Annotated in this window: 11 protein-coding genes and 1 pseudogene; 2 read left to right on the top strand and 10 right to left on the bottom strand. The window is 49.0% G+C overall.

Annotation, left to right across the window (positions count from 1 at the left end; genetic code table 11):
* From Tanf_RS08920 to Tanf_RS08935, 5 genes and pseudogenes are all read right to left on the bottom strand, one after another.
* Positions 1-5731, bottom strand: a 5731-nt coding sequence (locus Tanf_RS08920) for a hypothetical protein (protein ID WP_152652242.1), incomplete at its 3' end; no start/stop codon positions are given.
* A 30-nt stretch (positions 5732-5761) separates the two neighbouring features.
* Positions 5762-5959, bottom strand: a complete 198-nt coding sequence (locus Tanf_RS08925; RefSeq protein ID WP_060827150.1) for a hypothetical protein — start codon at positions 5957-5959, stop codon at positions 5762-5764.
* Between the two features lie 82 nt (positions 5960-6041).
* Positions 6042-6140 (bottom strand): annotated as a pseudogene (locus Tanf_RS16465) (cytochrome C assembly protein); the annotation flags it as partial.
* A gap of 65 nt (positions 6141-6205) precedes the next feature.
* The gene (locus Tanf_RS08930) at positions 6206-7648 is read right to left on the bottom strand and encodes a M56 family metallopeptidase (protein WP_052449065.1); all 1443 of its coding nucleotides are present in this window, start codon (positions 7646-7648) and stop codon (positions 6206-6208) included.
* 6 nt (positions 7649-7654) lie between these two features.
* On the bottom strand, positions 7655-8035 hold the full coding sequence (locus tag Tanf_RS08935; protein WP_046825629.1) for a BlaI/MecI/CopY family transcriptional regulator: 381 nt from the start codon (positions 8033-8035) through the stop codon (positions 7655-7657).
* Between the two features lie 237 nt (positions 8036-8272).
* On the opposite strand from Tanf_RS08935, the gene Tanf_RS08940 reads away from it, so the two are divergent.
* Both Tanf_RS08940 and Tanf_RS08945 read left to right on the top strand, forming a co-directional pair.
* Complete coding sequence (locus Tanf_RS08940) at positions 8273-9919, top strand: diphosphate--fructose-6-phosphate 1-phosphotransferase (RefSeq protein ID WP_046825668.1); 1647 nt, start codon at positions 8273-8275, stop codon at positions 9917-9919.
* Between the two features lie 14 nt (positions 9920-9933).
* The gene (locus tag Tanf_RS08945) at positions 9934-10536 is read left to right on the top strand and encodes a riboflavin synthase (protein WP_014223698.1); all 603 of its coding nucleotides are present in this window, start codon (positions 9934-9936) and stop codon (positions 10534-10536) included.
* 16 nt (positions 10537-10552) lie between these two features.
* Here Tanf_RS08945 and Tanf_RS08950 read toward each other — a convergent pair whose 3' ends face one another.
* From Tanf_RS08950 to Tanf_RS08970, 5 genes are all read right to left on the bottom strand, one after another.
* The gene (locus tag Tanf_RS08950; protein WP_046825630.1) at positions 10553-11893 is read right to left on the bottom strand and encodes an MATE family efflux transporter; all 1341 of its coding nucleotides are present in this window, start codon (positions 11891-11893) and stop codon (positions 10553-10555) included.
* 104 nt (positions 11894-11997) lie between these two features.
* Positions 11998-13260: a phosphoglycerate kinase gene (locus Tanf_RS08955; protein ID WP_014223696.1), complete on the bottom strand. Its 1263-nt coding sequence runs from the start codon at positions 13258-13260 to the stop codon at positions 11998-12000.
* 165 nt (positions 13261-13425) lie between these two features.
* Positions 13426-13890 (bottom strand): alanyl-tRNA editing protein, encoded by a 465-nt coding sequence (locus Tanf_RS08960; RefSeq protein WP_046825631.1) that lies wholly within the window; start codon positions 13888-13890, stop codon positions 13426-13428.
* A gap of 34 nt (positions 13891-13924) precedes the next feature.
* A complete protein-coding gene (locus Tanf_RS08965) occupies positions 13925-14887 on the bottom strand; it encodes a M48 family metallopeptidase (RefSeq protein ID WP_046825632.1) in 963 nt (320 codons plus the stop codon).
* A 4-nt stretch (positions 14888-14891) separates the two neighbouring features.
* Positions 14892-15455: a LemA family protein gene (locus Tanf_RS08970; protein WP_041591013.1), complete on the bottom strand. Its 564-nt coding sequence runs from the start codon at positions 15453-15455 to the stop codon at positions 14892-14894.
* Positions 15456-15687 lie beyond the last annotated feature (232 nt).

Here is a 15687-nt window from a genome sequence, read left to right on the forward strand (position 1 = left end):
CGCGCAGACGCAATGAGGTAAAGCCCGGATTCAGATGAGCCATGTTCTCTACATGCACATCGGAATGCTGGTATCCGAATCCTCCGAAGGTAGAGGTCGTGATCACGTCGAGCGCCAGGTCGTCCGAGAGCCAGAGCTCGCTGTAATTGCGTCCGCAGGCGCCGACCGGCTCCATATGGTAATGGCGGGTATACACTCCGGCATACTTCTTCGACGACATCTGCTCTTCCGAAATCAGCTCGAAATGTGCGTCGCGCTCGTGTTTTGCATCGGCATACAAATCCACCTGATTACGTACTCTGAGCGTATCGACATAAATTCTCGCATGTTCCACCGGAGGACCCTGTACATGATCGAACGAGTCGGTAAGGAAGGTCAGCACGGTATGATCGAAGACTACCGAATTGAGGCGTTCCAGGTAGGCACCCTCTTCAAATTTGATCGTAATGGTATCAAGCATATGCACCGGATCTTTGCTGCCGCGAATATAATCGTGGCACGGCTCGCAAACGTCAAGGTCTGCCCCACAAACGTTCTTCGTATATTCCGTGAACGGAGGTGTACGGCGCATATATCCGAATTTTATGATCGGGCGGTCGTTCTTCAGCCCGCTCCACGAACGGTATCTTAATTTCTTTCCTTTCACGACCAAGCTGTCGTGCAGGATCAGGCTGTCTGTCTGGATAACGATCTCCGTACGGCCGCCAGACATCGAATCGGTGTTGAGCACCATCGGGCCGAAAGATTCGATTACCGGAGAACCGAGATATACTCTCTGGTTATGTGCATAGATACGTGCGTCGGCATGGAATGTCATGCGCGATATCATATGCAGGAAGCCGCCGTTACATTCAAAGCCGGAACACCCCATGGGGCACTTCGGATAGTTTTTGAAGATATTCGTATTCCAGTTGTTTTTGTTCGCCTGGGTCTTCATATAGAGGCCGTAGCCTGCCACACTTTCGCCATGCAGTGTACCCGCACCGGGCACCGCACTCATTCCTGATCCGTTACCACCCTTGTAAATCAAACTCTTATATACATCGATATAGTCTGATGCCACAGCTGCAAAACCGCCGCTCGTAATATCCGTATTCGTACTGTCTTGATAGAAGTTCAGGATCAGGTTGCGCGCCTGGTTCACCGAGTCGTGCATATCGCAGTGATACATGGGGCCGCACCCGCCGCCTCTCTGATATCCGGAGCCGATTTTAGCCACGCTGCTGTCCGGACAAGCCAGATAGTCGGTGCTCAGGAACGGATCGTATCGCGTGCCTTTATTCTGCAGACCACCGTAGTTCAGCTTGATGTTATTGTCGGCGCCTACAAAGATGCTACCGCTGGCGCCGTGTGCTTTATACTGGAAGTCTTGCAGGTATACATTATTACGTTCTTCTTCGCATCCGCAGTAACCTACTTTCGAGAGGTCGCTGAGATTTTCGGTTTGAGCCAGGAACAGCAGGCTACCCGCAATCGAGTCCGCATTGAACGGATCGCGCATATCGATATCGCCGAAGCGCGTACGGAACGTCACGTTACCCGTATTCTGCGGATCCTGGAAATTGATCAAGCCGCCTTTGTTCAAGATAATATTCCCGCGCGTACCGGCATCGACCTTCAGATTGCCCTTGTTACCACGATAAATCAGGCTGGTCTTCGTTACTTTATTTCCTGAAGCCAGATTCTGAGCCGGAGCATACTTGTCGATGTTTTTGTCTTCACCGCAGCGTCCCAATCCGAAGATAATACCTGCGTGTTCATACATCATCATCGAGCTATCCTTGCGGTTATACAGGAAGTCGGGACTCCACGTGCTACCACATAAGTATTCGTTCGAGAACGGGATGGATATTTCCGTATCTGTGGTACCTCCCGTCGTCAGTTCATTCTTCATTTGTGCCACGTAGATATTACCGCCGCCATAACGAGTGGTATTGCTCTGATCCTGATAACCGGCGCGGATTAATAACGATTGATTATTGGTACTACCTAAATTCTTATATATAAACCGGTTGATATCGTATCCGAGCGTTGTTTGTCCCGGCGTAGGGCATGGATAAGGCGACACGCTGTATCCCAACCAGATATCGCCGAGGTGAGATTCTATAGCCGTATTGTTCTTATTCATTGCCGAACTATCCAGAATGTTCACCATCGCCGTACGGATATGGTAATCGGCGTAGATTCCTGTCTTTCCATCTTCGTCATTTGTTCGCGTGATCTTCAGTGAATCGTTGGAATAGATATGACCGTCGTGTATGAAGCGAGCATTATCAGGCGATCCGCCATTCGACTTATGGCCGTTAGCAGTCAAACCTGCTGCTTTAGCTACACTGTAATCCTTATTCCTTTCGGCCGAAATTAAAATCAAGCTGTCGCTATCGTAATTGATATTTGTCCAGCGCCTCATCTCGATATTACCGCCTTGTGCTACAAGTGACAGGTTGCTGACTTTTTTCTGCGTATTTCCATAACGGAAGTTCACCGTATCACCGGTAATAATGTTCCGACCGACATTCCATTCGGTCTTCGTGTTATCCGGCGTGTAGAAGTTAATCGGAGCGCCATAGTTCAAACAGGTTTGGTTTGACAGGATGTCTCGATTCGCATACAAGCGCGTCCATTTGCCCTTGTTCGTAGTAGAGCTATCGGCATACCAGAATGAGTTGCGGATATCAATGTCATTGCAGGCAAACAAGGTGGTATTAAACGCATCATCTGTCGCTGCGTTGTAACCGATCTTTACATGGTTATGCGTGATAATATCATGACCTGCCTTCATATCAAAGTGTCTGATTCTTTCGCCTTTTTCTCCCACATGTAAATAGCTGAAAGTGCTGTTCGGATCACCGATTTTACCCGTTACAATGTCATTTCCGGCCACGAAGCGCGTAAAGCCCTGAGGATCCTGTCCGGCTCCTCCGGCCACGTGGGTGTAATTCCGCTGAATATGTATATCGTGGTTAGCGGCCATCCATACGTTTTCTTTACCCCAATAATTAACCTTCACATCGTTCCGGAGATAGATGTTGCCATGTATTCCATTATCACTATGATCGCATATCTCCGGGCAGATACCGGCTCCCGGCCGGCCGGTAGGATCTGTGGAATTGTGATTCCAAAGCTCCGCTTCGTTCGCATTGGCACGCAGCTTGATAAAGCCGGTGTGATCCTTGGCGTCATCATGCTTGAAGGTGAGTGTGCCTGACAAATCGATGTCTCGTCCGGCATACCAGTCGATGTTTTGACCATCATTTCTCACCGTATACTCAAACAGCAACGGAGCATTGTCCGTGCTTGTGATATTAGCACCTGCCCAAAGCTGCGTTTCTCCGGTAGATTTGCTCTTAAAGGTGAACGCTTTGTTTTTAAACGCGATCGTTCCGGCATTAGATTGGATACCAATGTGCGCTGATGGATCAGTACCTTGCGTATAGTCGATTGTCGAAGGGCCGCTGACGCTGTTGAAGGTTACGCCCTTCTCGCCATCGATGAAAAGATCGGTGGTGACATTGCCTGTGTAAGAAAATTCATTGTTGAACCACACCGACGAATTCTTAGACTGGATCACGGCATCGCCAATTCCATCTTTTGTTTTAAAATCAATTTCCGTTTTTCCATTTACAGTTACCTTTCCTGCACCTTGAACAAACAAACCGCCATTTTGACCGATATGCTTGAAATCTCCAGTAACCTTTACATAATCTCGGTCAGACTGGATACGGGTCTGCACTCCGGTCTCCAAGGCACTTGGTGCACGTGCTGCCATTTCTTCTCCGAAAGAACTGCAGTTTGTCCGGCGTGCAAGCTTTCCACTGTTTCGTTGTACGGCATCTGTAAGCGTCTGCCATGTGCTACCAGTGGAAGTACTGGTTGTAGTTAAGTTCCCTTCAATGGACACATAACCTCCGCAATTATTCGGTGTGTTGATGATAAATGTATCTCCTTTTGCCCACAATGTAAGATGCCCTAAGTCGCTTGCGCCTGCGGCTGTGTAGCCGAAAGCCTTTGTCGAGATATGTGATTGATCGGAGAGAATAGAAACGTTATTGTTCTTGGCCGTTGCATCGAAGTCTGCATTATCTTGAATCCTTACTTCTCCATGTGCACGGATCAACAAGTCTCCCGTTGCGTTTGCTCCCTGCACAGCCGAAACGAGAGCTGCAGTTCCCCCATTAAAAAAAGTAATAGCTGCCTCGCAACAGTTTCCGTCGTTCAGGATATACAAAGGCTCCGTCCCTTTGATTATAAACTCGGGGACATTGCCCGATTTGAAAAAGACCCCTGCGCACGCTTCACCGTTGCATGCCGTTGTGGAATAGTTCTTGATAACACCGCCGGAATAAACCTTGAAACGCTGCTGTCCGGTAGTTCTACTACCTACTTCAATCACCCCTTTGTGATTATCAGTTCCGGTCGAGGATGTATGTATGATTGCATTATCTTCATCATAGTTCCCTTTTACCCCTAACAGGCTGACAGGGGTTTTATCATACAAAGCATGTATATTGGTGTAATAAGACAATGGTAAATTCGCTGTATTTAAGAAAGAGTATTCTGTACCGGAACCTTTGTCAAGATACATATTTCCATTCGTTTTGTTCTGCACAGGTAAATTGTTGAATTGTGACTGTGTAAAATAGGGGTTTCCATGATCCAAGTTTCCAGGGTTATCTTTATGAGCCAATGATATTTTGCCAAAATTTTCTCCTACCCGCAAAGTAAAACGTCCGGACTCGGGCCAGATTAAGACTCCTTCTGTACTACTCGTTGCAAAACTTGATTGTGCACCAATTCCATTGTTTGTGTTGTCGCTGATATTATGGTTTACACAAACCTCTGCACCATTTAATATCAACACGCCGGCGTCAAGGAAGGTGGTACCTATTAGAGTTTGTACCCTGTTCCAGGAATGTGACTTATGTTGATGCTTGTGATAGGTAGCAGAAGCATCCCAAGTATAATGATCAGGATGACCAGAATGCCATTGATCACTACAATTTTGACTAAGCCTACAGCCGGTAAGTGGTTCTACTTGTTGCGTTGTTACTTCGATCGTCTTATAATACCACCTCAAGTCTCCGATAGTGATTTTATCGATCGTCGTATTTCCCTCAATGGCAATCGTGGTAGGTCTCTGATAGTCAGTAAGCCCTCCTCCAGACGTTTTGGCATTTCCTCTTGAGTTATATGTACCATCGTCAATAATCTGTGATCCGTTTGTCTGTACCAAAGCAACGCCATCATCTGTTGCTCCCCTCTGATTGGAAGTATATGGATCACTCGTTCCATCACTCGGATGAGAATGTGTATGACTTGAATTACACGGGTCCGTATAATCAGGAGTTATCTGAGCTGTCGGCCCGTTCCAGTTAACACCTCCTGTCCAATCAGGCCAAGGAGAATTACATCGGCCATTTCCACTACCGCTCCAGTTTCCAGTCCACTTATTCGTATAATCCGTATAACGTCCTCCTGCGTTATATGAATTTATGACAATATTACCACTACCGGTAGCGATCTCTATTTCGCTTCCAGTCCACGTTCCTCCTCCGGGAAAAATGACTGCACCGTTATTTAGCCTGGCACTCTCGCCTGCTCCGAAAGTATTTTGCACTCCAGCAGGGCCACTAATATACGCCTGCCCCCACGCTATCCCTCCGCTACTTGCAGCAAGGAGAAAAGCTGCGAGCATAAGTTTTGATACACTACTTGTTACTTTTCTTTTCATAAGCTAAAAATTTAATTGTTTGACTTTATTTTATAGTTCATTTCTATCGGTAATAGTATTATTCACAAGATATACGGAATATCCGGCTTGCTGTTTTTCCGTACGCGTATTATCTTTATAATTGAGTTCCGTTACGGTAAGATTACTTTCACCTATCCGCACACCGAAACGGCGTACAAGCATGTAGCATTGCACGACCGATATGCTTGATTTCATCGAAACTCTCACACGTTCTTTCGTTTTATTTTATTTATTATCCGGGGGCAAATTTATTACTTATTTTTGAAAATTAAAAAATAATCTATCTTATTTAATACACGTGAATGCTTCCTTGCGCCGCAGGCAGGTAGTTCACTCCGATCCAGGTGATCATCAACCAAACGAATGATATTGGCAGTATCCGCAAAGAAAAAGCCGCCCCGCAATCCCAACGTTGCGAGGCGGCTCCTATCACTTCTTGAAACAAACGAAACCTTATTTCGTTTGAAGCGAGTCTTTTTTCGCCGAAAGACTGAAATTAATCGGAAGAGTATATTTTACTGACACATTTTTTCCTCTCTGCTTCCCGGGTTTCCAATTCGGCATCAATTTAAGCACCCTGATCGCTTCCGCATCCAAATCCGGATCAACACTTCTTACAACCTGAAAATCCCGAAGGCTTCCATCGCAGCTTACAACAAACGAGACGACAACCCGTCCTTCCATTTTTTTCTCAATGGCTTTGACCGGATACTTGATATTCTGAGCAATATATTTCATCAGTTCACCCTGTCCACCCGGAAATTCAGGCATTTGTTCCACTACCATAAACACCACGGTATCTTCGGGTGTTGTCGGCGCAGGCTTAGGTTTAGCGGCAGGCGCTTTCGTTTCACGAGGAGCGGGCGGTGTTTCCGCTACCGTTTCAACGGGTACGGCCACTTCCTGTCGAGGCGGAACAACGACTTTTTCTACACTTTTTGCTTCGACGGGTTGGGCGGTCGGAGCAAAATAGCTAACTTTGACACTCGAAATCTCGTCGAACGGACGTGAGATTTCCGGGCGGGCGAAGGCAACAACCGTCGTAGCTGCCAACGGGAGTACAAGCGCGTACTTCAACCGTGCCCATGCATTCGATTTTTTTTGTAACATCATAGTGATACGTTTTTTGAGGTTATTACTGTGATTATAGCCGTTGGCCATAGAGTAGAGTCGTGTGCCGACGGCTTTTTTTATAAGCAATAATTGATAATGTTGCGCTTCGAACCCTTCGTCGAGGACGGATTTGTCGGCCTCATATTCGTGCGTATTCCGCAAGTCGCGGTACAGCAGCCATGCGAAGGGGTTGAACCATTGCAGGATAACGAAAACATGTGCAGCCATCAGATCCCACGAGTGGTGGAGGCGGATATGCGCTGTTTCGTGCGCGATGATCGCGGCGCCGTCTTCGGTATAATCATCTTCGGAAAGCACAATATACTTCATCCAACTGAACGGAGCCATGCTCGTGTCGGTATGCAAAATCAGCCGGATATCATTATCCAACGCCGCGTGTTTCCCTTTAGAGAGCAATCGCCATAACCGTAAGTAAGACAAAGCCTGATAAAGTACGCAAAAGGCGATGCCGACGAGATATAACGTAAAGACCGGCACAAAGACAGACTGCCAGACAGACAGATATAACGATGCCGCGGCGCCTCCCGCGGTAAGAGTTGCGAGCGGTTGCTCAACGAGCATTTCCGGCACGACCTCCGCGCCTGTACGGAACGACAACGCTCCGGCGAATAACGGTATTATCCACGACAGCGCCATGATGAAAAGCAGCATGCAGCGATTGAGCCGATGAAACGTTTCACGGCTTAGCACCACTGTGTAAAACAAATAGAATACCGCCAGACATAACGCCGATTGCAACGAATAAGAAAAGAATGCTCCCATGACACATCAAGATTTATCGCCTGCGGGCGGTGAGTTTTTTTCCACTTCGCGGATCAAAGCCTTCAATTCTTCGACAGAGATATTTTCGCTCTGCACAAGCGACGAAACGGCGTGCAAATACGAATTATCGAAATATTTACGGATGACACCCCGTAACGTACCGCGCCGGTGCTCCTCCTTACTGATGACGGCGTAGTACTGATAGGTATTCCCGAACGTCTTATGCGCCAGAAACCCTTTTTCTTCCAACCCCCGGACAATGGTCGAAAGGGTATTAAAATGGGGCTTCGGATCCGGATAAAAATTGAGTATCTCCCTGACAAACAACGCTCCTCTTTCCCAAAAAAAGAGCATTAATTCTTCTTCTTTTGCTGTTAACTTATGCATACGTCTATCCTCCTGTTCAAATTACGACTACAAATAACGAGATAATTTAGTTTCAAAACTAATTTTTATAGTTAAATATAACTAAAGAAAGCAGTTTTAACCCCATTAAAAATGAGGACATACACAAATAAACGGTGCGAAAAAGGCCGGGCGTTGCGGTATGAGGTTTGCGGAAAAATATTATCTTTGCGGACGCAAAAACAAGAGACAAAAAGATTTATAAAAAAACAATACATCATGACAAAGAGCGCATTACAAATTGAGCGGGCACACTATGTTCCCAAGATGCCCACCGCCCTGCGAGGAGCCGTAAAGGCCGTAGACGGCGAGTACACCGAATCGGTAGCCAATCAGGAAGAGATCAAGAAACTGTTCCCGAATACGTACGGCATGCCGGTTGTGACTTTTGAGAAAAGCAACGAAAAGAAAGCGATGCCGCCGATCAACGTCGGCGTGATATTGTCGGGAGGACAGGCGCCGGGCGGTCACAACGTGATTGCCGGACTGTTTGACGGACTGAAATCGGGGAATAAAGATTCCCGCCTGTACGGATTCATCTTGGGTCCGGGCGGTCTGATCGAGCATAAATATATGGAACTGACAGCCGGTATCATCGACGATTACCGTAATACGGGAGGATTCGACATGATCGGATCAGGACGTACGAAGCTGGAACAGAAAGAACAGTTCGACAAAGGGCTGGAGATTCTGAAAAAGCTCAACATTAAGGCGCTCGTGATTATCGGCGGCGACGACTCGAATACGAATGCCTGCGTACTGGCGGAATATTACAAATCGATCGGAGCCGGCGTGCAGGTGATCGGCTGCCCGAAAACGATCGACGGCGATTTGAAAAACGAGCAGGTAGAAACGTCGTTCGGCTTCGATACGGCATGCAAGGTCTATTCGGAAGTAATCGGAAATATCCAGCGCGACTGCAATTCGGCGCGCAAATACTGGCACTTCATCAAACTGATGGGACGCTCGGCTTCGCATATCGCTTTGGAATGCGCCCTGCAAACGCACCCGAACGTTTGCATCATCTCGGAAGAAGTGGAAGCCAGAAACCAGACGCTCGACGATATCGTGAACCAGATCGCAACCGTTGTGCTCAAACGCTCGGAGGCCGGCAACAACTTCGGGACGGTGCTGATCCCCGAAGGACTGGTCGAATTTATTCCGGCCATGAAACGGCTGATCGCCGAACTGAACGACTTCCTTGCCAAGCATGAAACGGAGTTCAAGATGATCAAGAAGAGCGAGCAGCGCAGCTATATCATCGCGAAGCTGACGAAAGAGAACTCCGAGCTGTACGCCAGCCTGCCCGAAGGCGTAGCCCGCCAGCTCACCCTCGAGCGCGACCCGCACGGCAACGTACAGGTATCGCTCATCGAAACCGAGAAGCTGCTGGCTGAGATGGTAGGCAACCGTCTGGCCGAATGGAAAGCGGAAGGCAAATATACCGGCAAGTTCGCCACCCAGATGCACTTCTTCGGTTACGAAGGGCGTTGCGCCGCCCCGTCGAACTACGACGCCGACTATTGCTACTCGCTCGGATACGCGGCCGCCTGCCTGATTCATGCGGGTAAAACGGGCTATATGTCGTCGGTACGCAATACGACCGCACCGGCCGACAAATGGATTGCCGGCGGTATTCCGGTGACGATGATGATGAACATGGAACGCCGTCACGGCGAAATGAAACCGGTGATCCAGAAAGCGCTCGTCAAACTCGAAGGCGCTCCGTTCAAGGCGTATGCCGCACATCGCGAAGAGTGGGCTTTGAGCACGGACTATGTCTACCCGGGCCCGATACAATACTTCGGTCCGTCGAGCGTATGCGATGAGCCGACGAAAACGTTGCAGTTGGAACAACAAAAATAATCATCCCATACCTTATGTTTTCAGGAATCGTAGAAGAGGCCGCAACCGTTGTTGCGCTGGAGCAGGACAGGGGCAACCTGCATCTGACACTGCATTGCTCGTTTGTCGACGAGTTGAAGATCGATCAGAGCATCTCGCACAACGGGGTGTGCCTGACCGTAGTGAAGAAAACGCCGGAAAGCTACACCGTGACGGCGATCAAAGAGACGCTCGAACGTTCGAACCTCGGGCTGCTCAAGGTGGGCGACAAGGTGAATCTGGAGCGCAGCATGCTGATGAACGGCCGGCTGGACGGACACATCGTGCAGGGGCACGTCGATCAGACGGCAGTCTGCACACAAGTAACGGAAGCCGACGGAAGCTGGTACTACGCCTTTGAATATGAAATTGATCCGGCCATGGCCAAACAGGGATACATGACGGTCGAGAAAGGCTCCGTCTGCGTGAACGGCGTCAGTCTGACCGTCTGCAACTCACAGACCAACCGTTTCGAGGTAGCCATCATTCCCTATACGCACGATTATACGAACTTCGGGCAGATCGAGCAGGGAACGGTCGTCAACCTCGAGTTCGACATCATCGGGAAATATCTCAGCAAACTGATGACATTTCAATAAGAAGAGAGAGAGGGAGTCAGGAAATGACCCTCCTCTTTTTCCATCGCCCCGTATGATAATATATATATGTGGCGGCGAATCCGAGTGAGATACTCAATACAATCGCCCACCAGATTCCCACACGTCCCCACGCATGGCTCAAACCGTAAGCCAACGGAATACGGATCAGCCAGAAGGTAACGATACCCGTCACCATGGCAAAGAGCGTATCCCCAGCTCCACGCATCGCGCCGTTGAAGATCCCCAACGCGCCGTGAACAGCCAGAAAACTCCCGAGAATCAGGAGATATTCGTAACCGATGGCAATCACGTCGGCATCGTGTGTAAAAGCGCGCATCATCTCTTTTCCGAAGAAATACACGGCGACGAATACGGTACCGCAAAACAGCAAATTAAATGTTAAGGCAAAGCGCACACCTGATCGCACACGGTCCCATCGCTGCGCACCGATGTTCTGTCCGCAAAACGCAGCCAGAGCGCTGGAAACGGTCAGGAGCGCCTGCGTGATGAACGAATCTACTTTTCCGGCCGCACCGTAGGCCGTCAACGTATCCGTACCGAACTTGTTGACAATGCCCAGAAGCGCCACTAACCCGATGGCGATGGAGACTTGCTGTATGCTCGTCGGGATGCCGATACGCAACCCCTGCATAAAGAGTTTCCCGTCGAAGACCCAATCTTTCCGACGAATTGAGAGCAACGGATGACGCCGGTGTATGTATGCTAATACAATACACACTCCAACCCCTTGTGCCGCGACGGTCGCAAGAGCAGCTCCTTCAATCTCCCACCCGAACCCGATAATAAAAAGCAAATCGAACAGGATGTTCAGCACAGCGGTGATGAGGACGAAGATCATCGGACGCGCCGAGTCGCCCATACTCCGCAAAACGGACGACATGCTATGAAACGTAATAAACAGCACCGTCCCGCCCGCATAGATGCGGAAATAGCGGACGGCCTGCGGAATGACCTCTTCAGGCGTGCGGGTCAGCCGAAAAAAATCTTCGGTAAACACGATGCCGGACACCGACAGAAAAATACCGGCAATCAGCGTGAAGCCGCAAAACGATGAAAAAGCACGCTGTACCTTGTCGTACTGACGCGCCCCGAAATATTGCGAAACGATGACTGTGATACCGCTTCCTATACCGATCACGAAGGAGATAATGAAATAGTAAATGAAAAACGAAGCCGAAACGGCTGCCAGCGCCTCTTTGCCCAAAAAACTCCCGACGATCACACTGTCGGTAAGGTTATAAACTTGCTGAATAAGATTGCCGACAAGCAGAGGAAAAGCAAACGTCAAGATAACTTTCCAGACCGCTCCCTGCGTTAAATCGTGTTGCCGTTTCATGTCGTAAAAGCAGGGAAGATTCCGTGCAAGCAACGAAGAGAGTCGGCCGTTAGGACACATCGCCGTGCACAGTTATGGCCGACCTCCGTGCTGTCAATCTCCTTTTAATACCCGCGGATCGCTTCGATTCCAGGAAGGGTTTTTCCTTCGATGGCTTCGAGCAGTGCACCGCCTCCGGTCGATACGTACGACACTCCGTCGGCCAATCCGAATTTATTGATACATGCCACCGAGTCGCCTCCTCCGATAAGCGAGTAAGCGCCGTTTTTCGTGGCTTCGACAATCGCTTCGGCTACCGAGCGCGATCCGTGCGTAAAGTTTTCAAATTCGAACACCCCGGTCGGACCGTTCCAAAGGATCGTTTTGGAAGCGCGGATCACCTCCGCATATCTCTTCTCTGTCTCAGGTCCGATATCCATGCCTTCCCATCCGTCGGGGATTTCATTGCTCGCGGCATACGCTGTTTTCGCGTCATTGCTGAAATCGTCGGCAATTTTCGAGTCTTCGGCCAGTACGAGGTTGACGCCTTTCTCTTTGGCTTTGGCCAGCAGCTCGAGGGCGAGGTCTAACTTATCGTCTTCGCAGATCGATTTTCCGATTTTCCCACCCAGCGCTTTCATAAACGTATAGGTCATTCCGCCGGTGATAATCAGGTTGTCGACTTTATTGAGCAAATTCTCGATCACCTCGATCTTGGACGACACTTTCGATCCTCCCATGATAGCGGTAAAAGGTCTGTTGATGTCGTTAAGCACTTTCTCTACGGCAGCCACTTCCTTTTCCATCAGATAGCCGAACAACTTATGATCGGCATCGAAATAAGCGGCCATCAAAGCCGTTGAAGCATGCGCGCGATGGGCCGTACCGAAGGCGTCGTTCACATATACGTCGGCATAAGACGCCAGCGTTTCGGTAAATTTCTTCTGACTTTCTTTCACGGCCTTCTTGGCGGCCGCCTTCTCCTGTTCGGAAGCATCATCGGCCAGTCCGCGAGGCTTGCCTTCTTCTTCGGCATAGAAACGCAGATTCTCAAGCAACAGCGCTTCGCCCGGTTGCAGGGCGGAAGCTTTGATTTTAGCTTCTTCACCGACGCAGTCGTTGGCAAACTGTACATCAACGCCGAGCAAGTCGGATACGTGCTTCAGAATATGTTTCAGCGAATATTTATCGGTAACGCCTTTGGGACGTCCCAAGTGTGATCCGATGATGACGCTGCCGCCATCGTTCAGTATTTTCTTCAGGGTAGGCAACGCTGCACGGATACGCGTATCGTCCGTAATGTTGAACTGTTCGTCTAAGGGTACATTGAAATCTACCCGTACAAATGCCTTTTTTCCGGCAAAATTAAAGGAATCGATCGTCTGCATAATGATTGAATTTATCGAATATTAAATGTTGCGAATGTTTATCCGCCTGTTTTTCCAAGCGATGTGCAAAGGTATAAAATAATTACCAACCGACAACCGGCAGCCGATATTTTTACGCCTGCGAACGGAGGAGATACGGGCGGCGGACAGCTGTTGCAAGCTGCGTCATGTCAATTTAAACCGGATGCGAAGCCGTCCGTTTTCGTAATCGTGCGAAATGATTTTAAAATGGCCGACTTCGGAGGTGTTCGATACGTGTTGTCCGATACAGGCGCAGGCGTCGTAGTCGCCGATGCGGACAATGCGCAATGTTTCGGAGACGCCTTCGGGCAGCTTGCTCAGGTCGACAAGCGCCGCCGCTTCTTCGTGCGACATATACTCACTCGTGACAGGCAGATGCCGGTCGATCACGGCATTCACGCTATGTTCGATCTCTGCGATCTGTTCGTCTGTCGGGGCAGAGGAGAGCTGATAGTCGCATTTCGATTTTTTGCGTTCGATATGCGTATTCCGGGAGCGCGGACAACCGAACCTGTTCACCATGGTTCGGTTCAGGATATGTTCAGCCGTGTGCATCGGAGGGTATTCCGTCTTATTATGTACGTTTAATAACGGGCTTTCTTTTTCCATATTATTACTATTAATGTGCATTGTTCGGGGACGATCAGAACTGTTCGAGCACCCGGATTCTTTTTTCGATGGGCGGATGGGTCGCGAATAATTCGTTGACGAACGACGCGCCTTTCTTCATCGGGTTCTCGATAAAAAGTTGCGCCACATCGTTTTGTTCGACGGCTTCGATCAGCGGATCGGTCGATATTTTACGTAAGGCCGAGGCCAGCGCCAGCGGATTCTTCGTCATCTCGGCGCTTCCGGCGTCGGCCATGTATTCCCGGTTGCGGGAGATGGCAAAACGCATCAGCATCGTAATAAGGTAGCCGATGACAGCCAGTACCAGAACGACTAACAGGATAGCCAGTCCTCCTCCGTTTTTGCCGTTCCGCAGGCTTCCGTGCAGCAGGCGACGCGAAGCCATCCGGGAGAGAAACGAAAAAATGCCAACAAAGACAATGGAAACGATCAGTACGTGTACATCGCGATTGCGAATATGCGTCAGCTCGTGCGCAATAACGGCTTCCAGCTCGGCATCGCTCAGGCGGTTGATAATTCCGCGCGAAAGTGAAACGGTATACGTTTTTTTATTCAATCCGCTGGCAAAGGCATTCATCGACAAGTCTTCGATCACGTTGATTTTCGGCATCGGCAGTCCGTTAGCCATACAAAGGTTCTCGACTAAATTATACACGCGCTTATTATCCCGTCGTTCCAGCGTATACGACCCGGTCGCGGCATGGATGATCGATGTATTCGAATAGTAAGCGATCAGAAACCAGACTAAACAAACTCCCACCACCCACGGTGCGGCGTTAATAAACGATTCGTTCGCGATTTGCCAGGAATCTTCCCATGAATAGACGGCTGCCGCATCATCCGAAACGAAAAAGACATGGATAATCACGAAGAAAACCCACGTCAAAAAAAGGATGACGCAAGGGAAAAGCAATAACATCATCATCGAGCGGATGTTGTTTCTCCGTTGCTGCGTCTGTATACCGAGATACCTCACCGGATCAGAAGTTTATTTTCGGCGCTTCTTCCAATTGCGCCCGTTGACTTCCGAGATCGAACATCGTCTCGCGACGGAAACCGAACATGCCGGCCACAAGATTGGCGGGGAATGTTTCGACGGCATTGTTGTATTCCTTCGTCGCCGAATTGAAGTAACGGCGTACGGCCGCCAGTTTATTTTCGATATCCGCCATCTCTTCCTGCAACTGCATAAAGTTGGAGTTGGCTTTCAAGTCGGGATAAGCTTCAACCGACACAGTCAGCCCCCGCAGCGCGGCAGACAGCTGATTTTCAGCGGCAATCTTCTGATCAATGCTTTGTGCCGACATGGCAGCGGTACGGGCCTGCGTGATCTTCGTCAACGTTTCACTTTCATGCTTCATATAACCTTTAACAGCTTCGACCAGCTGCGGTATCAGGTCATGTCGCTGTTTCAACTGCACATCGATATCGGCAAACGCATTCTCGCGATTGTTGCGGAAACGTACCAGCCGGTTGTACACCGACATGAAAAAAAGCAACAAAACAACGACGATAACAATCGTAATAATTAATCCTGTACTCATTTCTCTATTTGAATAAAAAATTGAACATGCGACAAAGATACGTATTTTTCCGGTAGAAAAAGCCTCGTTATCTCCGCCCCTCCATTCACCTTACGTAACAAACCATATCCGATGAATAACGAATGAAGATTGAATTTCCACGCGGCTTTAAAACGATCAGGTAAAATTTCGATGTTTTGCATTTCTACCCTATATTTGTCGGCTGGAATAATGACAGTATGTAAGAGTAAAA

Source organism: Tannerella forsythia, from assembly GCF_001006485.1.
GTDB classification, from domain to species: Bacteria; Bacteroidota; Bacteroidia; order Bacteroidales; family Tannerellaceae; genus Tannerella; species Tannerella forsythia.